The following is a 21,246-nucleotide window of genomic DNA, read 5'->3' as shown; positions in this document are numbered from 1 at the left end:
CGGCGCTGCGGCGGCAACCCAATTGCGGCATGGCTACCGTTGACGCATGGACGCTGACGTCATCGTGGTGGGCGCCGGGCTCGCCGGCCTGGTCGCCACGCACGAATTGACCCGTCGCGGGAAACGCGTCGCGGTCGTCGACCAGGAGAACGCCGCCAACCTCGGCGGCCAGGCCTTCTGGTCGTTCGGCGGAATCTTCCTGGTGGACAGTCCCGAACAGCGCCGGATGCGTATCCGCGACTCGTTCGAACTGGCCTGGAACGACTGGTGCGGCAGCGCGACGTTCGACCGTCTCGACGACGAGGACTCCTGGGCGGCGAAGTGGGCCCGGGCCTACGTCGAGTGGGCGGCCGGCGAGAAGCGCGACTATCTGACCGGACACGGCATCTCGTTCCTGCCGACGGTCGGATGGGCCGAACGCGGCGATCTCAGCGCCGCCGGGCACGGCAATTCCGTGCCACGCTTCCACGTCGCCTGGGGTACCGGCACCGGCGTCGTGGGCCCGTTCACCGAGTCGGCGCTGGCCGCCGCCCAACGCGGACTGGTCAGCTTTCACCACCGCCACCGGGTCGACGAGCTCGTCGTCACCGACGGCGCCGTGACCGGTGTCCGCGGCACCGTCCTGGCACCCGACGACGCGCCGCGCGGCGCACCGTCGAACCGCGAGGCCGTCGGCGATTTCGAACTGTCGGCGCAGGCCGTGGTCGTCACCAGCGGCGGCATCGGGGCCGACCACGACATCGTCCGCCGGTTCTGGCCGGCACGGATGGGGACCGCCCCGGCGTCGATGATCACCGGCGTGCCGGCCCACGTCGACGGCCGGATGCTCGACATCGCCGCGAAAAGCGGTGTCCGCCTGGTCAATCGCGACCGGATGTGGCACTACACCGAGGGGATCCAGAACTGGAACCCGATCTGGCCGAACCACGCCATCCGCATCCTGCCCGGCCCGTCGTCGATGTGGTTCGACGCGCTCGGCCGGCGGCTGCCCGCGCCGTTCCTGCCCGGCTACGACACCCTGGGGACGCTGCGGTACCTGCGCACCACGCCCGAGATCGCCGACTACGACCACTCCTGGTTCATCCTCACCCAACGGATCATCGAGAAGGAGTTCGCGCTGTCGGGCTCGGAGCAGAACCCCGACATCACCGCCAAGGACCGCAGGGCGTTCTTGCGGGAACGGCTGTTCAGCAAGGGCGGGCCGGGGCCGGTCGAGGCGTTCAAATCCCGCGGTGCCGATTTCGTGGTCGCCGACGACCTGGAGACGCTGGTGGCCAAGATGAACGGGCTGACCGAGGAACCGCTGCTCGACGCGGTGACCATCCGCCGCCAGATCGAGGCCCGGGATCTGCAGCTGAGCAACCCGTTCAGCAAGGACGCCCAGATCCAGGGCATCCGCAATTCGCGCAGCGCACTGGGCGACCGCATCGGCCGCACCACCGCGCCACACCGCATCCTCGATCCGAAGGCCGGTCCGCTGATCGGAGTCAAACTGCACATCCTGACCCGAAAGACGTTGGGCGGCATCCAGACCGACCTGGCATCGCGGGCGATCGGCCTCGACGGAGCGCCGGTCGAGGGGCTGTACGCCGCAGGCGAGGTGGCCGGATTCGGCGGCGGCGGTGTGCACGGCTACAACGCGCTGGAGGGCACCTTCCTGGGCGGCTGCATCTTCTCCGGGCGCGCGGCGGGCCGCGCCCTGGCCGACCGCGTGTAGAGCCGTGCCATCACCGCCGGTGTCGCGTTTCGACGAGGCGTTGCGTCGCAAGATGCTCGTCGTCTACCTGGCCACGCTGGGGGCGGTGTACTCGGTGTCGGTGGCGTCGGCGTACTGGCTGGACACGCCCCCGGTCAGACGGGCGCGGCGAGGTGGCTGCTCTGGTGCTGTCCGTCATCGGTCTTCTGACGGCGTGGCGCAGTCCGCTGTGCGGTGCCCGCTACGTCCTCGCGCTGCTGTGCGTCACGGCGGCCCCGATCGCCGCCCTGCTGTTCCACCACCAGATCGCCGCCCAAGTGTGGTCGGTGATTCCGCTGATGTTCGTCGCGGTGTATCTGCGCACCTGGCATCCACCGGGGGTGACGCGCGCGGCCGCGGCGGCGTTGGCGGCCGCTTCGGTAGCGGCATTGCTGATCGCTCCGGCGCCGGTCCCCGGTCTGTGGCCGGCGTTCTTCGTGGTGTGCATCGTCGGCGCGGCCGAGGTGTTCGGTATGGCCAACACGATCCTGCTCGATGCCGCCTTCCGCGACCCGTTGACGATGGTGTGGAACCGCGCCGGTCTGGTGCGCCAGGCCGGCCTCATGCTCGCGACCGCCCGGCGCCGCGGGGAATCGGTGGCGGTCGTGGTGTTCGACGTGGACGACTTCAAGGGCGTCAACGACCGCGACGGGCACGCCGCCGGCGATGCCGTGCTGACCGACCTGGCTCGGCACTGGATCGACATCCTGCCCCCACGGACGGTGGTGGGCCGGCTCGGCGGCGACGAATTCGCCATGGTGTTGCGCGATTACCAGGAGGATCGGGTCCGCGCCCTGGCCGCGGAGCTGGTCGACGGCCGCGCGGTGGACGTCACCTTCGGCGTGGCCGTCGGCCCGGCGGTCACGGCGTCGTTCGACGCCCTCTGCGCATCCGCCGACGCGGATCTCTACCGGCGCAAACGGGCTCGGCACCGCTGATGCCGGCCAGGTGGCGGGCGACCTCGGCGGCGATCGGGCCGGCTCGGCGCCGGAACGACCGCAGCGGGCCGATGAGCGGTTCGTCGTAGCCGGCGAACCACAGACCGGGTGCGGCGCTGGGTGCCGCGTTGACCGCCGGATGCCCGTCCTCGCCGAGCAGACCGAGGTGCCCGACCAGCGGTTCGAGCCCGTGGTGGTAACCGGTGGCCGCGATGACCGCGTCGGCGGTGATGCGGGATTCGTCCTCGAGGACGATGTCGCCGGCATCGAAGGATTCCACGGCGCGCACGATGCCGATCCGGCCGTCCTTGATTCGGGTGACGAGTTCGTCGCCGATGGTCGGGACGTGGCCGTCGCGCCGCAATGCGCTGTAGAGCCCCGTGTCCGGAGCCGGCAGACCATGGACTCCGAGATCACCGAACCACGATCGCTGCAGCACCGCATGCGCGCGGTCCAGGACGGCCAACGGCAGCCTGCCGAACGCGGGACCGGCGGCGTCGATGGGCAGCCCCGCCGTCGCCCGGGGCACCAGGTGCGGTGGTGTGCGCACCGACAACCGCACCCTTGCGGCAACACCGTCGCTGAGCTGAACTGCGATGTCGGTGGCGGAGTTACCCGACCCCACCACCAAGACGTCGCGGCCGGCGTACGGCCACGGGTTCCGGTAGTCCGCGGAGTGCACGATCTCGCGGGTGAATCCGTCCATTCCGGGCCAGGGCGGCAGGGCCGGGGTGTGGTAGTTGCCCGTCGCCACGATCACCGCCCGCGCGTGCGCGTGGCCGTCCTCGGTGGTGACGAGCCAGCGGTCGTCGTGGCCGTCGAGCCGCACCACGGTGACCCCGAGACGCAGCCGCACGCCCTGGCGGCGGACGTAGTCGTCGAAGTACGCGACCATCGCATCCCGGCCCGGCCAGCGGCCGTGGCGACGCGGGATGCGCTGACCGGGCAGATGGGACCAGAAACCGCAGGTGTTGAGCCGGAACCCGTCGGGCCGGAGGCGCCAGGCCGACGCCGGCGCGTCGGCACCGTCGACGACGAGTGCGTCGATCCCACGTTCGTGCGCGAGCTGGCGCGCAATGGCCAACCCGCACGGGCCGGCCCCGATGACGATCACGTCTTCGTCGTGCAGATCGGCGGACATCCCGGTCGGTGTTCCCCACCATGGCCGCGGTTATGCCGCGTTTCCCCCCGGCCGCGCCGGGTAGCCCTTGGCTCGCACCGCTGCGCGACAACCGCGCAGTGACACACCCCCGAGGAGGATCGATGAGCTCACCGGAGCCCACTCAGGACGCAGGTCCGGCTGACGATCAAGCCGGCCAGCAGATCCCGCCCGCCAGCCCGGGTTACTCCACCCCGCCACCCGAGGGCATCCGCGACGCCGAGGACCAGGGCGCAGCGGCTCCAGATCAGCCCTGACCCGATCCAGTCCGCCCGGATCGGGTGCTCGGATCCTCGCCGCGGGTGAGCGGTGGCAGGTACTCCACGGCACCGGCCACCCGGGCGAGGGCCGCACTGGCCGATTGCAGGACGATCCGTTGCCGCCCCGTCGACCGGCGGGCGGCGCGGTCCAATTGGTCGCGGCCGCGGTCCAAAACCGTCAGCGGCGCCGCCGCCGCGACATTGCCGGGTGGTCGCCGGGCGACGACGGGGTGGGGCCGGGTGGGTGCGGTACGGCGAACGGCCTCCCAGGCCCAGCCGAGCCGGATCAGCGTATGACGGTCCACGGCGGCCTGCAGCATCGGGAGCAGCCGATCCTCCTCGTCGCGAACGTCCTCGCGCAGCAGCACTTTGATGCGCTCCCAGAGTTGGCCGTGCTCGGCGTCACCGGGCGGTCGCTTCTCCAGTTCGGTGAACAGCTCGTTGATCTCCTGGTGTTCGCGCTCGATCTCGAGCGTCAGCGGCTCCCCCTCGGGCACCCACCGTCGAATCGCCGGCCACAGCACCGACTCCTCGGCAAAGGCGTGCGGAAAGACCAAGCGGCACAACGCGTTCAGATAATCGCGCCGCAGATCCCCGCCGCTCTCGTCGATTCGCTGCAACAGGAGGTCGAGTTCGATGTGGTCGCGCTTCTGGCGCACCAGCACGCTGTGCGGCCCGCCGAGTTCGGCGACGGTCTGAGCCGCCAGAGATGTACTCATCGCAGTAACTCCTTCCGTGCGCGGGCGAGTGCCCTGGCCCGTGCGGTCGAAACCTCGGCAGCTCTGCCGACAAGCGTTGTTTGGCTCCCCTGACCCCGGGTATCGCGGACTCGTCGTTCAGAACAGTGCGGCGGTCGGGGCCGCTGTGCAGCGCGCCCACAACCTCTTCTCATGTGGAGCATTGATGTTTCGACATACCGATTACATGCAATTCGACGTCAAGCCCGAAAAGCCGGATCCGGTGTATGCGCGCAAACTCCAGGAGCTGCTCGGGGGTGCATTCGGCGAGATGACCGTGACGATGCAGTACCTGATGCAGGGCTGGAACTGCCGGATGAAGGGCAAGTACAAGGACTTGATCATGGACATCGCGACCGAGGAGATTGGTCACGTCGAGATGATCGCCACCATGATCGCCCGGCTGCTGGAGAGCGCACCGGCCACCGACGCCACCGAGAACGCCTTGGGCGATCCGGTCGTGGCGGCAGTGATGGGTGGCATGGATCCCCAGCACGCGATCGTCTCCGGCGGTGCGCCGACGCTGTCGGACAGTCAGGGCGCCCCGTGGAACGGCAAGTACGTCGTCGCGTCGGGCAATCTGCTGGCCGACTTCCGGGCCAACGTGGCCGCCGAATCGCAGGGCCGCGTGCAGACCGCGCGACTGTGGCATATGACCGACGACCCCGGCGTCAAGGCCATGCTCAAGTTCAACCTCGCCCGCGACACCTACCACCAGAACATGTGGCTGGCCGCGATCGAGGAGTTGCAGGCCGACGGGCTCGAAGACGTCGTGACCCCCAACGATCTGCTCGACGAGGAGTTCGAGGAGCACGCCAGCACGCTGTGGCATCTGTCCGACGGCGCCGACTCCGACAAGGGCCGCTGGGCGACCGGCCTGCTGCCCGACGGTCGGCACACCGGCAAGTTCCTGGCCGACCCGCAGCCGCTCGGCGACCGCCAGTCGGGCCCGCCGCCGGACCCCAAGCTCTACTGCACCTACGACGGCGCCATGGGCGAGCCCCGCACGCCGGCATTCGGCAGTGAGAAGGGCTTGATGGGCAAACTCAAGGACGCTGTCGATCCGGACAAGACGTAGCGGCGAACCGGCTCCGTAGGCTGGTTGAGGTGAGCGTCTCCTCTCTACCCGCCCTGGTGCTCGACGACCGCTTCGCCCGGGAGTTGCCGGAGTTGGCGCTGCGCTGGCGCGCCGAGGAGGCCCCCGACCCGCAGCTGCTGGTGCTCAACGAGCGCCTGGCAGCGGGGTTGGGCCTCGACCCGGACTGGCTGCGCACCCCCGAGGGGGTGCGCCTGCTGGTCGGGAACTCGATTCCCAGCGGCGCCACACCGGTGGCCCAGGCCTACGCCGGCCACCAGTTCGGTGGCTACGCACCGCGCCTCGGTGACGGTCGCGCGCTGCTGCTGGGCGAAGTCGTCGACACCGCGGGCCGGGTCCGGGATCTGCATCTGAAGGGGTCCGGGCACACCCCGTTCGCCCGGGCCGGCGACGGACTGGCCGCGGTCGGCCCGATGCTGCGCGAGTACATCGTCAGTGAGGGGATGCACGCCCTTGGCGTCCCGACCACCCGGTCGCTGGCGGTGGTGGCCACCGGACGGCGGGTTCAGCGGGAGACCGTGCTGGCCGGCGCCGTACTCACCAGGGTGGCGAGCAGCCACCTGCGGGTCGGCAGCTTCCAGTACGCCGCCGCCTCGGGTGATCGCGAGTTGCTGCGCCGCCTCGCCGATTTCGCGATCGCCCGGCATCATCCCGACGCGGCGCAGGCCGAGAATCCCTACCTCGCGCTGTACGACTCCGTCATCGCCGCGCAGGCCGATCTGGTCGCCCGGTGGATGCTCGTCGGGTTCGTGCACGGGGTGATGAACACCGACAACACGACCATCTCCGGCGAGACCATCGACTACGGACCCTGCGCGTTCATGGACGCGTTCGACCCCGCCACGGTGTTCAGCTCCATCGACTCATGGGGCCGCTACGCCTATGGGAACCAGCCCGCCATCATCGCGTGGAACCTCGCCCGGTTCGCCGAGACATTGCTCCCGCTGTTCGCCGAGGACGTGGAGGAGGCGATCGGGATCGCCGAGCGTTCCCTCGGCGCGCTGCGCACCCGCTACCACGACACCTACACCGCCGGCATGCGCTCGAAGATGGGTCTCCCCGACCGGCAGGACGCCGACGCCGAGGCCCTGATCGCCGACCTGCCGGATCTGTTGGAGGCCAACCACATCGATTACACGTCGTTCTTCCGGGTGTTGGCGGGGGCGGCGCGCGGCGACACCGAACCCGTTCGCGGTCTGTTCGCCGACCTCGCCGGCTTCGATGCGTGGCTGACCCGATGGCGAGCACTGGGCCCCGACGCCGACGCCATGGATCGCGTCAATCCGGTCTACATCCCGCGTAACCACCTCGTCGAAGAGGCGTTGGCCGCGGCGACCGGCGGCGACCTCGAACCCGTCGAGCGTCTACTGGAGGCGGTGGGCCGCCCATTCGACGAACGACCCGGTTTGCAGCGCTACGCCGAACCGGCGCCGGAGGACTTCGGCGCCTATCGGACGTTCTGCGGTACCTAGACCCCGACGTGGGTCAGAAGTGGTAGGTGTCCGACGGCGGCGGCACGTGCACGGCCTCGTCGTCGAAATCGTGCACCTCGATGCCGTAGGCCCGCGCCAGGTCCAGGATCTTGTTGGCCCGCGCGATGCGCGGCAGATCCGAGCCGTTGCGGATTTCGCCGCCGTCGCGGTCGAACTCGGCGAAGAACTCCTTGGCCCAGGCGATCTCGTCTTGCGAGGGGGACAGGCCCTCGTTGACGATCGCACACTGATCGGGGGTCAGGCAGATCTTGCCGCTCATGCCGAACTCCGCGGACACGGCCGTCGCCTCGATGAGCTTCAGTGCGCTGGACCCGATGGTGGGACCGTCGATCGCGCTCGGTAGGTGCGCGGCCTTGGCGGCGATGGTGAAGCGCGACCGGGCGTAAGCCAGCGTGGCCGGGTTGTCACCGAAACCGGTGTCGCGGCGGAAGTCGCCGATGCCGAACGCCAACCGGAACGTGCCCTTGGCCGCGGCGATCTCGGTGATCCGTTCCAGCCCGCGGGCGGTCTCCACCAGTGCCACGATCGGCACTCCCGGCAGCCGCTTGGCCGTCTCGGTCACGTGGTCGACGGATTCGGCCATCGCCAGCATCACCCCGCCGACCGACGTCCCGGTAAGCGCGTCCAGATCGTCCGACCACCAGGGGGTGCCGAACCCGTTGATCCGGACCCAGTCGGAGTTCCCGGCGGCCAGCCAGGACACCACGTGGTCCCGCGCCGCCGTCTTGTCCTTGGGTGCGACGGCGTCCTCGATGTCGAGAACGACGATGTCGGCGCGCGACCGTGCCGCCGGGGCGAACCGATCCCCGTGAGCGCCGTTGACCAGCAGCCAGCTGCGGGCGAGCACCGGGTCGAGGCGGGATCCCTCGACCTCGGGCTGGTCGGTATCGGACATGTCGATGGTGCCCTCGTCATACACGGCGTTCATGGTCGCCCACCCGGCTCGGGGGAGGCGAAGCGGGGGGCGATCAGTAGGGCGACGGCGGGATGACACCGGCCGGCGGCAGTGGCCCCGAGCCCGGGGGCACCGGGAATGGCGCCGGTGTGCACAGGCCGGTACTCATGTCGAGGTATTTGCCGGGCAGACAGAACGGCGCGCACCCGTTGGTGACGCCGGTTTCGCCGGGCAGGCATGCCCCGCTCACCGCCGGGGTGAGTACCACGCCGACCCCGGTCAGCGACCCGGCGCAGAGTGCCGCCCCGACAAAGAGTCGCACCGCGCGCATCATGGCTCCGACTGTAGGCCGAGCGACTCCGGCTTGGTGACCGATCCGCGCCAGACGGTGTCGAGAAGTTCGGTGACGGCGGCGTCGTCCAGGGCGGGCAGGTCGAACATCAGCCGGTAGTAGGGCGGGGAGAACAGCGCGTCGATCATCACGTCGATGTCCAGATCATGGCGCAACTCACCGGAGCGGACGCCGTCGAGCAACACCGTGTGAACCGCGGCCCGCCGTGGCAGCAGCCACTGGTCGAGCAGCGCGGTGGCCAGTTCACCGCCGGAGCCAGCCGCGGCGATGACACTGCGGAACAGCGGACCGGTGGTGGCGTCGGACAGGATCGCGTTGAGGGCGTGCAGCTGATGGTCCACCGCCTCACGCGCGGAACTGCCCCCCGGTGGCGTGATGGACGGGCGCATCCGGTCGAGCAGACCTTCCAGCACGATCGCCGCCCCCGACGGCCACCAGCGATAGATCGTCGTGCGGCTCACCGCCGCTCGCTTGGCGATGGCGTCGATGCTGACCGCGGCGCCGCCGCCGGCCAACGCCAGGTCGGCACCTGCGCGAAGCACCGCATCGCGCAGTTCCGCGTTGCGCGGCCGCCCGCGGCGCAGCCGTGGCGCAGGCGTGTTTGCCACCTCCGTGACGGCCCGCGTAGCATCATTTGTGGACACTCTGTTCAGTATATTCTCAGCTTTACGCACCTGATTGGGGTTTCGGCGGATATCCATGGGCATTTCGAGCAACTCGTCGGTCGCGATCCGAACCGCACTGGGGGCCGCGGTGGTTCTCGTCCTCGGATTGAGCGGCTGCTCCCCGAATGGGTCGGACCCCTCGGCCTCTGCGCCGGCGCTGGCACCGGTCGCGCCCACCACCTCGGCGACGACGTCGGCGCCGAAGGAGAACACGGCCGCGACGGACTATTCGCGCCTGCTCGTCCTGCCCGGCGACATCAGCACCCCCAGCCAGCAGTTCACGCTCCGGTCGACGGTGCCCAACCGGCGCGGCGGTAAAGGGGTGTCCGCGCTGTTCGTGAACCAGGACGACACCCGCGCGGTCGGCGTGACCCTCAGCATCCTGCCCGACCCCGAGGCCGCCAAGGCGGCGCTCGACGCCAGCGTCCAGGCCATCGGCAACACGATCACCGGCGGAACGCCGGAACCCTCGCCCGTCGGCACCGACGGCACCGTCATCAGCGGTATGTCGCCGGACGGCAGCAAGGACATGACCGTGCTGCTGTTCACCGAAGGACCCGCCGTCGCCCGCATCGAATTCGGCAGCACACCGGGCAACCCGACGGCCCCCGAGGTCGTCACCGACATCGGCGTGAAGCAGGCCATCGCGCTGCGGACCGGCCTACAGAACAGCTGAGGTGAAGTTCCTGCTGCGGCCGGGCGGCTAGAACCGCAGATTGCGCAGCAGGTCGTAGACGCTGGCGATCCACAGCAGCAGCGGGATCACCGCCGCGATCGCCGCGCCGTCGATGAGCTCGAGAATCCGCTTGGTCACCGGGGACAACCGCCGCACGCCGTCGGTGGCGCCGATGACGACCAGCGCCACCGCACCGAGCGCAGCGTAGATCGCCAGCACCAGCCAAGCCCGGTCCGGATACCACTGGCACAGCCGGACCATCACACCGGTGGGTACCGCGACGGTCACCGCTAGCAACGCCCACGCGCACCAGCGCTCGGCGTAGAGCCGCGACCGGAAACCTGCGATCGCGGCCACCAAAGCGGCCACGACCAGGCTGTGGATGAAGAAGTGCCCCGGAACCACCACGGTGATCGCCCCGACCGCCAGGGTCAGCGCTCCCGCGGCGAGGAATCCGATCAGCAGTTTGCGGGCCAGTTCGCTGCGCTCGTGCAGACGCGCCGCCGACTCCGGCACCGACGCGATGATGGCCTGCCAGGTCGGCGTCTCCTCATCGGACAGTTCCCGGGTGGTCACCGGATCGAGCAGTTCGTCGTTGGACACGGTCTCCCCGGGTGCCGGAATCGGCGGCAGCGCGATGCGGGCCACCGCCACCGTCATCTTCGCGGCGTTGGTCACCACGATCAGGCCGAAGGCCACCGCCCCGGCCGGCACCCAGTACGCCCAGCCGTAGCCGTAAGCGATCGCCGCGGCCGTGAGGGCCGTCGCCGCGACGGCGAGGAACGCCGCGAACTCCGCCCGCCGCCGCGGCCCCCCGCGAGTGGCCAGGGTGAGCAACAGCACCACCGCAGCAGCTCCGGCGACCTGCGGTGCGCCCAGCGAGCCGACGCCGTTGGGTAGCGGTACCGCGAGCGCGGCCGCGCCGGCCAACACCGGTACCGCGGCGATCAGCAGACTCTCGGCCATGTCGATGTTCGCGAACCGGCTCTGGGCGAGCACGCTGCCACCCAGCAGCGCCAGCCCGAGCAGCGCCAGCGCCAGCGCCCACCACACACTCTGGCCGGTGCGGTTCCAGGACAGCAGGGACACCACGGTGATCGCGACCGCGACCGCGGGGACGCAGACCCCGACGAAGCGGTGCAGTGCGCGGCGGTCGAACTCGGGTGACTCGTCGAGCACCGCGATCGCATCGATCACGTCCTCCACCAGCGGGCGGTACCGCTCGGTGCGGCTGACCGACACGAGCGTCAGCAGCGAACCGTCCACCACCCCGGACTCGTCGAGGGACTCACTGGCCTTCAGCGGCGGGGCACCCGGCCGGGCGAACGCCCAGACGCCCTGGGCGGCGAAGTCGAAACCGGCCAGGACGTCTTTGGGGGTGTCCTCGAGGATCTCGGCCAGTACGGCAACGGTGTCGTCGATGTAGGTCTCGATCGGCGCTGCCGCGGGCAGCACCAGATCGGTCATCCGGCGCCCCGTCAACACCGTCACCCGGGTGGTGGACTGCCGACCGGGCGTGACACTGGACCCGCCGGCCGATCCCGTGGCGGAGCTCGCTGCGGTAGCGGTCAACGGCGTTCGAGCCTGTCGAAGTCGTCAGACAAGGCAGCCGCCAACTCGATGATCCGGCGCTGGAAGGTCTTGTCGAGCAGCTCGAGCTGGATCTCGGTGCCGGCCGCGATGTGCTTGTCCCACGGCAGAACGATGACACGGCCCGGCTGCACGTGACGTTCGAATTGCGCAACCAGGTCAGCGACATCGATGTTGGGTTTGCCCGGGGTCACGTGGTTGATCACCACGCACGAGCGGCCGAGCAGATCCTGGTAGCCGTTCTGGCGCATCCAGTCCATCGTCACCGCTGCCTGCCGTGCGCCGTCGATCGAGGCGCTGGCCACGATGACCAGTCCGGACACCGTCTTGAGCACCGCGCGCGATGCGGTCTGGAACAGTCCGGCACCGCAGTCGGCCAGCACCAGGTTGTAGTAGCGCGAGACGACGTTGGTGGCGCCCTGCCAGTCCTCGTCGTTGAACTCCCGGCGGGCCTGGCTGTACTCCTCCGACGACAGCACCTCGAGATTCGCGCCGTTCATCGACGTGTAGGCGCGAATGTCGTTGTAGCGGGACAGCTCCTTGTCCGACAGCAGGTCGGCCACGGTCGCGGCGGACTGCCGGCCCGCGCGGTCGGCCAGATTGCCGCCGTCGGGGTTGGCGTCGATCGCCAGGATGCGGTCGCCGCGGACCTTGGCCAGCGCGGAACCGAGGGCGACGGTGACGGCGGTCTTACCGACGCCGCCTTTCAGCCCGAGCACCCCGATCTGGTACGAGTCGCGGGCGTTGCGCCGGATGCGGGCGTGCAGATCCATCTCGTAGAGCTCGTCGGGTGACAGGCCGAGATTGATGCGCGTCATCAGGTACAGGATGTGCCGCCACCCCCGCTGGGACGGCATCTTGACCGCGGACTTCACGCCGACGTGGGACAGCGCGTCGATGGCCCGGTGGTTGCCCATCGCCGCCGCCGAGGTCGGCGCGGGCTGGACGGGCGGCTGACCCGGCTGCCACGTCAGCTCCGGCGGCGCCGTCTCGGCGGCGAAATGCTGGGACGGCGGCGGGGCCGGCGCCGGCCGCGGCGCCGGGGCGGGCGCGCTGTGGGGCACCTCGAAACGCGCTCCACTTGGCAGATTCGTCTGCGGGGTGCGCATCAGCCCGTTGGGCGGCCGCTGGTGCTGGGGCATCGGATTGTGCCCCGGTGTCGGTGTCGCAGTCGCCGGCGGCATCTGATGGGTGATCTCGCTCTGCCGGGGCGGCGGGGCGGACTGGGTGCGCGGCGGCGTGATGGGCATGGGCGGTGGCGCCGCCGACGCGTCGGCCGAACCCGCGCTGCCGGTGGGGACCGGGGGTGGCGCACCGGCTCCCGATCCGCCCGCGGCGCCGGTGGTGCCCGTCGCGCCGGTCGCGCCGGTGGCGCCGGTCGCGCCCTTCATGATGGCGTCGCGGTCGACGTGCACGGTCGCTTCGTCGGGCGTCTGAGCGGCGTCCGGGTTGTGGAAGAGCCGGTCATAGTCGGCCGACATAAGAACCTCTCAAGGGGTTGATTGACGCGAACCGCAGAAGGTGGGCGGAGTCGGCCGAATCCGCAGATCCGCCTGGTCCACCCACCTCGCGCGGCGAGGATCAGAACATGCCGGTGACGGCCTGCTCCGTGCCCTCCATCGATCCGGTGGCCTCCTCCATGGTGTGGGCCAGGTTCTGCAGCGCCGAGTTGAGCTCGGCCGAGGTCGCATCCCAGCGCGCCTGAACGGCCTGGTAAGCGTCCGAACCGGTGCCGCCCCACACCGAGGCGAGCGCGGCGAGCGACGCCTTTCCCTCGTCCAGCAGCCCATCGGTCACGCCGACCGCTGACTGGACCTCGCTGATACCGCCGCGAATGGCGCCGAAATTCCATACCTGTTGGGACATCTGTTACTCCGTTCTCTGGTCTGTCGGGGCTGGATCAGCCGTTGATGTTCATGTTGCCGGCGATCGCCGCGGCCTGGTCATCGTCGGTCGAGCCGTACTGCGTGCCCGAGATCGCGATGTTCGACGAGATGTCGTTGAGCGCCTGGACCTGGGCCTGCGCCGCCTCCTGGTAGCGCAGCAGCGCGGCCTGCACCGCGGTGCCGGCCTGGCCCTGCCAGATCGCGGTCAGTCCGCCGGCCGTCGACTCGACCTGAGCGCGGACACCCTGCAACTCGCCAGAGATTCGTTCGAAGTTGCTGGCCTCCTTGGCGAGGACAGCAATATCGGTATTCATTGCCATGCTGGATACATTCCTTCTTTTCCTGTGTCCTCACCAAGGGAAATGGCGAGTCTTCCGGCCGTGCGACCGGGAAGTCCGGTGATCCGGCGACTACCAGTCGTCGCCTTCGTCTTCGTCGAGGTCGTGCGTCAAGGGGGCGGGCGCCGTCAGCCCGGTCTTGGAGCCCCCGCTCTTGGCGGCCTGCTGGCCGCCGCCCATCATCGGGCCCATCCCGCCGCCGGCACCGCTGCCGCCGACCGGCGCCAGGCCCGTGGAGACGACGCCGGGGCCCACTCCCGCCCCGACACTGACCGGTGTCATCTCGAGGTCCTTGCCCACCAGATTCGACATCAACGGCGTCCGCGCCGCGGTACCGCCCGCGCCCGGCAGCGAGGCCGCCCGCACCAGCCCCGACCCCGAACCGGGGCCCGACCCGCCGACGAGCGGATGGTTCGACAGCGGGCTGGCGCCGATCAGACCGATCTGGGCGTTGCGCTCACCGAGGCCACCCAGCTGGCCGAACACCGAGGACATCTGCTGCAGCGGCTGGGTCAGCATCTGCATCGGCGTCTGGACCATCTGGCCCATCTGCTGCGGGATCTGGGTGACCGTCGAGGCCACCTGCATCCCCATCTGCATGCCCATCTGCATGCCCTGCTGCAGCTGTTGCCCCGACCCCATCAGCTGCGCGGCGCCGTCCTCGGATTTCTGCGCGGTGCTCTGCGACTGTTCACCGGCCTTCTGGCCGACCGCCATCGCCCGGCCGGCGCCCAGCTTCGCCGATTCGAGCTTGCCCTGCGCGCTGACCTTCGCGACCACCGCGTTGCGCATCGCCCCCATCGGGGCGCGGGCGGCAGCCTGCGCCGCCTGGGCCGCGGCGCCGCTCTCGCCGATGCCCGGGATGACGATGGGCTTCAACGGGATGATCGGCTCGAAGAGCGAGTTCATCTGTGTCTCGGCCTGATACACGTGCATGGCGTCGGCCGCCTGGTTCCACATCCGCACGAAGTAGTCGAACTCGTTCACCCCGATCGGCACCGTGTTGACGCCCAGGAAGTTGGTGGCCTCCAGCACTCCGTGGGTGATGTGGTTCTGCTCGATCTCGGGCAACGGCGGCGTGGTTGCCATCGCCAGGGTGTAGGAGTTTGCCTGATTCGTGGCCTGCAGCGCCCGCTTCATCGCCTGGGCTGCCGTGGTCCGCAGCCACATGATGGTGGGCATCGTGGCCTGGATGGCCCGCTCGCTCGCCGTTCCGCTCCACAGGGACGCGAGGTTGCTCAAACTGGCGGCGAGTTCGTCGGCCTGAGTCTCCAGCAGCAGGGCGAAACCCTCCCAGCCGGCTGCGGCCTGGAGCATCGGCGCGGGGCCCGCTCCCGCCATCAGCCGAGCGGTGTTGACCTCGGGTGGCATGGCCACCCAGGTCGGGGGAAGGGGAATAGCCGAAACTGGCATCGGTGGTTACTCCGGTGGATTCTCCGCTAGACGCGCCGACGACCGGTCAGAACGTGCTGGCGTTGGCCTCGTCGGTGGCCGCGTACAGACCCGCGATCTCGACGAACGCGGCACCCGCACGAGACAGCTCCTCCTGGGCGAAGGTGTTGATCGCCAGTGTCTCGGCGCCCTCGGCGGCGAACGTCGCGGCGGCCATCGCCGAGATCTCGTCGGCACCCGCGGGTACGAGTGCCGTCACGGCCGCGGTGGCCGCCGTACCGCCGGCCAGACCCCGGGCGCCGTTTGCGACGACCTGTCCGCCGACACCTGCTGCGCCGGGATTGTGTTCCAACGGTTGCATCGCGCTTCTCCTCCTCGCATACCTGTTGAGCGGGACAAACGTCGTGCGATCGGCGAGCGGAATCTACACATCCGTCACCAGACGCATCCCCCGAACCTTTGCTAGCGGCGTGGCTCCCACGTTGCTGCGGCTCTTGTTAGATACTAACCGCCCCCCGGAGGTGGTGCTAACACTTCTTCTGGCGGTCCCCCCTCGAACGGATCCTCTGGGGGGTCTATGTAGGCCGCCTGCACCACCTCCTTCCCGTCCGGGGACGCCAGAAGCGCCTGGCCAGGCGGGCGTTTGCGCAGTTTGATCTCCGACGAGGGGAACTCGGTCTTCTCCCCCGACAGGAACAGCGTCGGGGTGCCGGCCCCGTAGGCGGCACCGACGAATTTGTCCATCGTCGCGCGGTGCGCCTGGCTCATCTGGCACGTCACGATGATGTGCAGACCGATGTCCGCAGCGGCCGGCAGCAGGGGGGCCAGCGGCGCCATCGGCGACAGCATGCCGGAGGCGGCGACGATCATGTGCCAGTCGTCGACCAGCAGCACGATGTCGGGGCCCTTCCACCAGGACCGCGCCCGCAGTTGCGCGGTGGTCAGGTCGGGCGGGGGCAGCCGGTCCTTGAGGTTGGTCGCCAGCGCCTTGATCGCCACCTCCAGCGACGCGTGGTTGCGGTTCACCGCACCGGCCGCCAGCAGATGGCTCTGCGGGACCGCGTCCAGCAAGGCCGACCGGTAGTCGGCCAGCATGAACCGCACCTGCTGGGGGCTGTTGCGGGCGCAGATCGCGCGGGCCACCGCATGCGCGATCGTCGTCTTACCGGACTTCGGCGCTCCGAAGATCAGCAGATGCGGTGTCGAGTGCATCGGGTTGTAGGCGACGCTGAGATCGGACTCGCGCACACCGAGCGGCACCGTCCACCGGGTCCGGTAATCGGCGTCGGGCGTCGGCGGAGCCGGGTCCAACTCGTGGAGGTAGACCCGCTCCGGCAGCACCCGCACCTTCGGGGCGCGCTCGGTGTGTCGATCGGCGAGATGCGCAACGGCGGCCGACATCGCCGGCACGATGTCGGCGGCACTGTGCACACCGTCGAGGCGCGGCACCCCGATCATCAGGTGATGCTTCTCCAGCGAGACCGCGCGTCCGGGGCGGTTGTTGGGGATCTCGCGGGTGATGCGGTCGATCTGGGTCTCGTTGACATCGCCGAGCCGGAACTCCACCTTGGTGCCCAGATAGTCGCGCACCCGGGACTTCAGCTCGGTCCAGCGCGGGGTGGAGATGATCACATGTACGCCGAACGCCAACCCCTGGCCGGCGAGATCCTGCACCACCGGCTCCAGATCCGGGAACTCGGCGACGAACGCGGGCCAGCCGTCGATGACCAGGAAGACGTCGCCGAACGGATCGGCGGCCGCCGGATTCGACGGGTCCTGACGCATCTGCCGATAGGCCGCGATCGAGCCCACGCGGAACTCCTTGAAGGTGCGCTCACGTTGCCGCAGCACCGCTTTGACCTCGGCGACCACCCGGTTGACCCGGTCGGGTTCGGCGCGCGTCGCGACCCCGCCCACGTGCGGCAGGTCCTCGAGATACATCAGGCCGCCACCACCCAGGTCGACGCAGTAGAACTGCACGTCCCGGGGTGAGTGGGTGGCCGCCGCCGACAACATCAGCGTCTGCAGAAACGTCGACTTCCCGGTCTGGGGCGCCCCGCCGACGGCGATGTTGCCACCCGCCGCCGAGACGTCGACCCCCCAGACCTCCTGCCGGTGCCGGCGCGGCTCGTCCATGATGCCCAGCCCGAAGCGCAGCGGCTGACGCTGGTGATCGCGGGCGACGAGTTCGTTGACCGGGGTCGGATCGGTCAGCGGCGGCAGCCACATCCGGTAGGCCCGGATCTCCCCGGTGGTCAGCTGGTCGAGGACGACCTCGCGCAGCACCTTCTGCTCAGAGGTGGTCACTGCGTCACCGCCGTGTCGAAGACGGGTGCGGCGGTGAAGCGGTGGATGCGCACAGCGTTCGAGGACGCGGCGCGCGGTTTGGCCTCGCCATCCTCTACCACCGGTTTCGTCGGTTCGTAGGTGACCCCGGTGTAGACGCTGTGGAATTTCACCGGATCCTCCATGCCGACCCGCAGGAAACCCACACCGCTCTCCTTGTTGGTGATGTACTGCGCCTCCGGCGTGCCGATCACCGCCTTGGACTCGGCCGAGCTGGTGGTGCGCAACGCGATCCGGTAGGTCAGGTTCGGTTCCAGCTTGTCGATGCGGACGCCGCCGGTGTTCAGCGACTGCGTGGCCAGCAGCAGATGCACCCGCAGCGACCGGCCGACCCGGCAGATACGGTCGAACAGGCCGATGAAGTCGGGGTGGTTCTGCAGCAACTCGGCGAACTCGTCGACCACCACGAACAGCGTCGGCAGCGGCGGCAGCTCCGCGCCGCGCTCGCGGTGCTTCTCGTATTCGGCCACCCCGGACAGTGCACCGGCGGCGCCGACCTGGATCCCGGCCTGGCGCAGGATCGACTGCCTGCGGTCGAGTTCGCCGGTCAGCACCTCCCCCATCCGGCTGACCAACTCGGCCTCCTCCTCCATGTTGGTGACGACCGCCGCGGTGTGCGGCAGCTTCTCCATGCCGAGGAAGGTCGAACCGCCTTTGAAATCGGTCAGGAGGAGATTCACCTGGTCGGGGTGGTGCGTGGCGGCGAGCGACAGGATCAGGGTGCGCAGGAATTCGGATTTGCCCGAACCCGTGGTGCCGATCAACATGCCGTGCGGGCCGGCGCCGAACTCCGCACCCTCCTTGATGTCGAGATACATGATGTCGCCGGTCTTGAGTTCATGGCCGAACGGGATCCGCAGCCGGTCACGATCGGTGTCGCTGAACATCCGCCACCGCGCCGGGGTGACCTCCTCAATGGTCTGCGCGCCGACCAGCTGATGCCATTCGGTGGCGACCTTCTTCTGCACCCGGACGTTCTTGTCGATGATCGTGCCGGTGATCGACCAGCCGGCCAGCTTGCGCGCGATCCGCCCCGCCTGACCGGGCGTCATCCCGTCGGTCGCATCGGTGACCAACCGGAACGCCTGGTTGGGTAGCCGGTCGTCGGCGGTGCCATCGGGCGCCACCCGGATGCGGTACACCGAGCCGTTGTGGTTGCCCAGCGTCAGCACCGTGACTCCGGCCCGGCCGTCCACCGGGAAGCCGGCGCGGCCACCGGTCAGATCGATCACCACGACGTACGGTCCGCCGGGGGCGGCGTCGGCGGTGTGCGGTCCGCGCGCGGTCAGATCCGACAGCCCGTCGGGGCGGGTGAACACCATCCGGGTGGCGCCGGCGGCGTCGGTGTCGGTCTGGTGCTGCACGTGCGGCAGCCACTTGACCCAGTTCCAGTCCGGGTCCTCGGGGTTGTCCATCAGTACCCGCATCTGCAGCAGGTCCGGCGGATGGAACACCGCAAGATGGCAGATCATCGCGCGCAGCAGGGCGGCCGCACCGGCCTCGTCGCCACCGATCGCAATCGTCGGGAACGTGCGCAGTTGAACGAGTTTCGGGCAGTCGTGGATCAACCCGTGGGTGCGCAGGAACTTCGTCACCCACATATGGCTGACCGGCTCGAGGTGTGGCTGCGGGGCGGCCTGCGGGCCGGCGAGATCACCGGTGACCGACGGTTTGAGCAACCGGTCGACGGCGGCCTCGGCACCCAGTCCGATGCGTACCGCGGCGTAGAAGTCGTTGTTGGCCTGCCGGGACCACTGCCGGTGGGTCCCGACGATGGACAGCAGATCGTCGGGGTGCGGGGCGTGATAGTTGAAGAAGGTGACCTGCGCGGCCGCCGACGACGTCACCCGGGTGCGCAACCCGGCCAGATAGCGCAGGTACTCCTTGCGGTCGGCGTTGATCTCGGGGACCTTCTTGCCGCCCGACCCGCCGCCGGCCATGAACCCGACGGTGCCCATCACCATCATCAGCGGCATCATCAGCATGTACGGCGAGAGCTGACGCACGCCGGTGAAGATCATGATCGAGATCATCCCGAGCATGCACCCGCCCATCACCCAGGGCATCGCCTTCTGCACGCCCGACGGCGGGATCTCCACCCCCAGGTCGTCCGGTGGGGTCACGGTGATCTCGCCCGGGGTCAGCCGCGGTCCGCGCTTGGTGATCGGGGTGTACTTCTTGGTGGTCATCAGCCGCCTCCCGGTGGCGTGGGTGCCGGTTGTGCTCCGGCGACCCCGGCCGGGGCGGCGGGGTCACCGGCCCTTCGGGGTTCGGGGTTGCCGGGCAACGTGTCGTGTTCGAGCAGAGCCGCCCGCTTGGATAGCACCGGTCCGTCGACCAGCAGACTCACCACCTGCCAGGGCGCGGTCCGCGGACCGGTCAGGCCCAGGCTCTTGGCGGTGTCCTCGTCGGGGATGCCGTAGCGGACACCCTGCGGATCGATGTAGTAGAGGCTTTCGCCGTAGCGGGGGTCCGGCGATTGCAGGCGGATGAACTGCCCGCCGTCGACGTACACCGTGGAGTCCCCGGTGATCTGGTCGATGCCGGTGCCCAGCGCCGAGACCGCCATGGGCAACCGCCGGCCGGCGATGACCGTGGTCTTGGGCGCCTGGTCGCCGGCCACCCGCTGCCACGACCAGCACAGCGTCGGATCGTCCTGACGCAACAGGATGTCGAGCGCCTTGTCCGGAAGCGGGGAGACGTAGACCTGTTCGGGGATCCGGGCCACCAGGCTGGCCTCGACCAGGGGCGGCTCGATCAGGCCGTAGGAGTTGGTGGCGCGCAGCGCCGCCGCGGTCGGGTCGTTGACCCGGGCCACCCCGTCGGGCAGCACGACGTAGTGCTGCTGCCGGTCGTCGGATTCGGTCACCGTGGTGAACACCGAACCGATGACCAGATTCGGCGGAAGACCCGACACGTTGGGCTCGCCGGCCCGGGCGATCTGCGGCAGTTGCCACGGGCCGGCATTGGGCAGCGCGTTGAACAGACCCTCCGAGATCGGCGTCGCCCGTGCGGTCACCGGGATCCCCACCGCGGAGGTGACGGCCCGGTCGGCCAGGTCGATCGAATGCCGGCCGCCGTCGGTGACCAGCCAGTTCGCCCCCTCGAACGACACCAGCATGCCCTGGTCGGGGCGCATCGGCCCGACCGTGGCATCGATCGACAGCGGCCGCACCAGCACCGAGGTCTCGATGCTGGGGATGGCGCTGTCGGGTTTGGTGACGGTGTCACACAGCGTCCACATCGATTCGGCCGAGCCGGAGACCGGTGTGGCGTACGGTGCGCCGGGGATGCCGATGGGCTGCCCCTTCGCCAGCTGAGCGAGTTCCTCCGACTTGACCGCGACCGGCGTACCGGGGTTGCCGAGTACCAGTCGCGCCGAGGTGAGGTTGTAGACCGGCCGCAGTTCACCGTTGCCGGGCATCACCACGTAGAGCTGATTGGTCGAGCGGTCGACGAGCAGGGTGTCGCCGCCGCGTTTGCCCAGCGGTTTGAAATAGGCCAGCAGTGCGGCGCCCAGGCAGATCAGCACCGCGATGACGATCCCCGCCGAGACCGCCCGGCTGTAGAACTGCAGCGGGTCGTCGAACATCCGGGTGTCGCGCCGCACGATGGCGTGCTCGACTCGGCGCAACAGGAAGCGCCAGCCACTGACCTGGACCTTGGTGGTGAGCCGGAAATTCGCCAT

At 69.6% G+C, this 21,246-nt stretch carries 20 protein-coding genes; 6 read left to right on the top strand and 14 right to left on the bottom strand.

Annotated elements, in window-relative coordinates; all coding sequences use genetic code 11:
* Positions 1-46: 46 nt before the first annotated feature.
* Together ACN27E_RS18660 and ACN27E_RS18655 are read left to right on the top strand one after the other, a co-directional pair.
* Entirely contained in the window at positions 47-1,717 is a 1,671-nt protein-coding gene (locus ACN27E_RS18660; protein ID WP_422743698.1) for an FAD-binding dehydrogenase, read from the top strand.
* Positions 1,718-1,869: 152 nt separating this feature from the next.
* Positions 1,870-2,673 carry a GGDEF domain-containing protein gene (locus tag ACN27E_RS18655; protein WP_422743697.1) on the top strand — a complete coding sequence of 268 codons (804 nt, stop codon included), beginning with the start codon at positions 1,870-1,872 and terminating at the stop codon, positions 2,671-2,673.
* On the opposite strand, the gene ACN27E_RS18650 is transcribed toward ACN27E_RS18655, so the two are convergent.
* Positions 2,597-3,814: a flavin-containing monooxygenase gene (locus tag ACN27E_RS18650; protein WP_422743695.1), complete on the bottom strand. Its 1,218-nt coding sequence runs from the start codon at positions 3,812-3,814 to the stop codon at positions 2,597-2,599. The genes ACN27E_RS18655 and ACN27E_RS18650 overlap by 77 nt on opposite strands.
* 122 nt (positions 3,815-3,936) lie before the next feature.
* Between ACN27E_RS18650 and ACN27E_RS18645 the strand changes: the two genes are divergently transcribed.
* The gene (locus tag ACN27E_RS18645; RefSeq protein ID WP_422743693.1) at positions 3,937-4,089 is read left to right on the top strand and encodes a hypothetical protein; all 153 of its coding nucleotides are present in this window, start codon (positions 3,937-3,939) and stop codon (positions 4,087-4,089) included.
* On the opposite strand, the gene ACN27E_RS18640 is transcribed toward ACN27E_RS18645, so the two are convergent.
* Positions 4,080-4,811, bottom strand: a complete 732-nt coding sequence (locus ACN27E_RS18640; protein ID WP_422743692.1) for a hemerythrin domain-containing protein — start codon at positions 4,809-4,811, stop codon at positions 4,080-4,082. The two genes, ACN27E_RS18645 and ACN27E_RS18640, sit on opposite strands and share 10 nt — an antisense overlap.
* A 184-nt stretch (positions 4,812-4,995) precedes the next feature.
* Between ACN27E_RS18640 and ACN27E_RS18635 the strand changes: the two genes are divergently transcribed.
* Both ACN27E_RS18635 and ACN27E_RS18630 read left to right on the top strand, forming a co-directional pair.
* Positions 4,996-5,907: a manganese catalase family protein gene (locus ACN27E_RS18635; protein ID WP_422743690.1), complete on the top strand. Its 912-nt coding sequence runs from the start codon at positions 4,996-4,998 to the stop codon at positions 5,905-5,907.
* Between the two features lie 29 nt (positions 5,908-5,936).
* Positions 5,937-7,397, top strand: a complete 1,461-nt coding sequence (locus ACN27E_RS18630) for a protein adenylyltransferase SelO (RefSeq protein ID WP_422743689.1) — start codon at positions 5,937-5,939, stop codon at positions 7,395-7,397.
* A 13-nt stretch (positions 7,398-7,410) separates the two neighbouring features.
* Here ACN27E_RS18630 and ACN27E_RS18625 read toward each other — a convergent pair whose 3' ends face one another.
* From ACN27E_RS18625 to ACN27E_RS18615, 3 genes are all read right to left on the bottom strand, one after another.
* A complete protein-coding gene (locus ACN27E_RS18625) occupies positions 7,411-8,313 on the bottom strand; it encodes an HpcH/HpaI aldolase/citrate lyase family protein (RefSeq protein ID WP_422749969.1) in 903 nt (300 codons plus the stop codon).
* 73 nt (positions 8,314-8,386) lie between these two features.
* On the bottom strand, positions 8,387-8,647 hold the full coding sequence (locus ACN27E_RS18620) for a hypothetical protein (protein WP_422743687.1): 261 nt from the start codon (positions 8,645-8,647) through the stop codon (positions 8,387-8,389).
* A complete protein-coding gene (locus ACN27E_RS18615) occupies positions 8,644-9,273 on the bottom strand; it encodes a TetR/AcrR family transcriptional regulator (RefSeq protein ID WP_422743686.1) in 630 nt (209 codons plus the stop codon). The genes ACN27E_RS18620 and ACN27E_RS18615 overlap by 4 nt, the downstream gene beginning before the upstream one ends.
* A 91-nt stretch (positions 9,274-9,364) precedes the next feature.
* Between ACN27E_RS18615 and ACN27E_RS18610 the strand changes: the two genes are divergently transcribed.
* Positions 9,365-10,006, top strand: a complete 642-nt coding sequence (locus tag ACN27E_RS18610) for a hypothetical protein (RefSeq protein ID WP_422743684.1) — start codon at positions 9,365-9,367, stop codon at positions 10,004-10,006.
* Between the two features lie 27 nt (positions 10,007-10,033).
* On the opposite strand, the gene eccD is transcribed toward ACN27E_RS18610, so the two are convergent.
* From eccD to eccB, 9 genes are all read right to left on the bottom strand, one after another.
* Positions 10,034-11,578, bottom strand: a complete 1,545-nt coding sequence (eccD, locus tag ACN27E_RS18605) for a type VII secretion integral membrane protein EccD (protein WP_422743682.1) — start codon at positions 11,576-11,578, stop codon at positions 10,034-10,036.
* Positions 11,575-13,077 carry a MinD/ParA family ATP-binding protein gene (locus tag ACN27E_RS18600; RefSeq protein ID WP_422743681.1) on the bottom strand — a complete coding sequence of 501 codons (1,503 nt, stop codon included), beginning with the start codon at positions 13,075-13,077 and terminating at the stop codon, positions 11,575-11,577. Before ACN27E_RS18600 ends, eccD begins: the two co-directional genes overlap by 4 nt.
* A gap of 100 nt (positions 13,078-13,177) precedes the next feature.
* Positions 13,178-13,462: a WXG100 family type VII secretion target gene (locus tag ACN27E_RS18595; RefSeq protein ID WP_422743679.1), complete on the bottom strand. Its 285-nt coding sequence runs from the start codon at positions 13,460-13,462 to the stop codon at positions 13,178-13,180.
* 34 nt (positions 13,463-13,496) lie between these two features.
* Complete coding sequence (locus ACN27E_RS18590; RefSeq protein ID WP_422743677.1) at positions 13,497-13,802, bottom strand: WXG100 family type VII secretion target; 306 nt, start codon at positions 13,800-13,802, stop codon at positions 13,497-13,499.
* A 90-nt stretch (positions 13,803-13,892) separates the two neighbouring features.
* Positions 13,893-15,233: a PPE family protein gene (locus ACN27E_RS18585; RefSeq protein WP_422743675.1), complete on the bottom strand. Its 1,341-nt coding sequence runs from the start codon at positions 15,231-15,233 to the stop codon at positions 13,893-13,895.
* Between the two features lie 46 nt (positions 15,234-15,279).
* Positions 15,280-15,573 (bottom strand): PE domain-containing protein, encoded by a 294-nt coding sequence (locus ACN27E_RS18580; RefSeq protein WP_422743673.1) that lies wholly within the window; start codon positions 15,571-15,573, stop codon positions 15,280-15,282.
* Positions 15,574-15,716: 143 nt separating this feature from the next.
* The gene (eccCb, locus tag ACN27E_RS18575) at positions 15,717-17,519 is read right to left on the bottom strand and encodes a type VII secretion protein EccCb (RefSeq protein ID WP_422743671.1); all 1,803 of its coding nucleotides are present in this window, start codon (positions 17,517-17,519) and stop codon (positions 15,717-15,719) included.
* Entirely contained in the window at positions 17,516-19,747 is a 2,232-nt protein-coding gene (gene eccCa / locus ACN27E_RS18570) for a type VII secretion protein EccCa (RefSeq protein WP_422743669.1), read from the bottom strand. Before eccCa ends, eccCb begins: the two co-directional genes overlap by 4 nt.
* Complete coding sequence (gene eccB, locus ACN27E_RS18565) at positions 19,747-21,246, bottom strand: type VII secretion protein EccB (protein ID WP_422743668.1); 1,500 nt, start codon at positions 21,244-21,246, stop codon at positions 19,747-19,749. The genes eccCa and eccB overlap by 1 nt, the downstream gene beginning before the upstream one ends.

Source organism: Mycobacterium sp. WMMD1722 (assembly GCF_049315205.1).
Lineage (GTDB): Bacteria > Actinomycetota > Actinomycetes > Mycobacteriales > Mycobacteriaceae > Mycobacterium.
The sequence above is the reverse complement of the archived record's forward strand: the minus strand, read 5'-3'. Positions and strand labels throughout refer to the sequence as shown.

Excerpts from the sequence above, each read along its gene's own strand:
- ACN27E_RS18660 (WP_422743698.1), top strand. The coding sequence starts at position 47 with ATGGACGCTGACGTCATCGTGGTGGGCGCCGGGCTCGCCGGCCTGGTC.
- ACN27E_RS18650 (WP_422743695.1), bottom strand. The coding sequence starts at position 3,814 with ATGTCCGCCGATCTGCACGACGAAGACGTGATCGTCATCGGGGCCGGC.
- ACN27E_RS18645 (WP_422743693.1), top strand. The coding sequence starts at position 3,937 with ATGAGCTCACCGGAGCCCACTCAGGACGCAGGTCCGGCTGACGATCAA.
- ACN27E_RS18640 (WP_422743692.1), bottom strand. The coding sequence starts at position 4,811 with ATGAGTACATCTCTGGCGGCTCAGACCGTCGCCGAACTCGGCGGGCCG.
- ACN27E_RS18635 (WP_422743690.1), top strand. The coding sequence starts at position 4,996 with ATGTTTCGACATACCGATTACATGCAATTCGACGTCAAGCCCGAAAAG.
- ACN27E_RS18625 (WP_422749969.1), bottom strand. The coding sequence starts at position 8,313 with ATGTCCGATACCGACCAGCCCGAGGTCGAGGGATCCCGCCTCGACCCG.
- ACN27E_RS18620 (WP_422743687.1), bottom strand. The coding sequence starts at position 8,647 with ATGATGCGCGCGGTGCGACTCTTTGTCGGGGCGGCACTCTGCGCCGGG.
- ACN27E_RS18610 (WP_422743684.1), top strand. The coding sequence starts at position 9,365 with ATGGGCATTTCGAGCAACTCGTCGGTCGCGATCCGAACCGCACTGGGG.
- ACN27E_RS18600 (WP_422743681.1), bottom strand. The coding sequence starts at position 13,077 with ATGTCGGCCGACTATGACCGGCTCTTCCACAACCCGGACGCCGCTCAG.
- ACN27E_RS18595 (WP_422743679.1), bottom strand. The coding sequence starts at position 13,462 with ATGTCCCAACAGGTATGGAATTTCGGCGCCATTCGCGGCGGTATCAGC.
- ACN27E_RS18590 (WP_422743677.1), bottom strand. The coding sequence starts at position 13,802 with ATGGCAATGAATACCGATATTGCTGTCCTCGCCAAGGAGGCCAGCAAC.
- ACN27E_RS18585 (WP_422743675.1), bottom strand. The coding sequence starts at position 15,233 with ATGCCAGTTTCGGCTATTCCCCTTCCCCCGACCTGGGTGGCCATGCCA.
- ACN27E_RS18580 (WP_422743673.1), bottom strand. The coding sequence starts at position 15,573 with ATGCAACCGTTGGAACACAATCCCGGCGCAGCAGGTGTCGGCGGACAG.
- eccCa (WP_422743669.1), bottom strand. The coding sequence starts at position 19,747 with ATGACCACCAAGAAGTACACCCCGATCACCAAGCGCGGACCGCGGCTG.
- eccB (WP_422743668.1), bottom strand. The coding sequence starts at position 21,246 with ATGGCGAATTTCCGGCTCACCACCAAGGTCCAGGTCAGTGGCTGGCGC.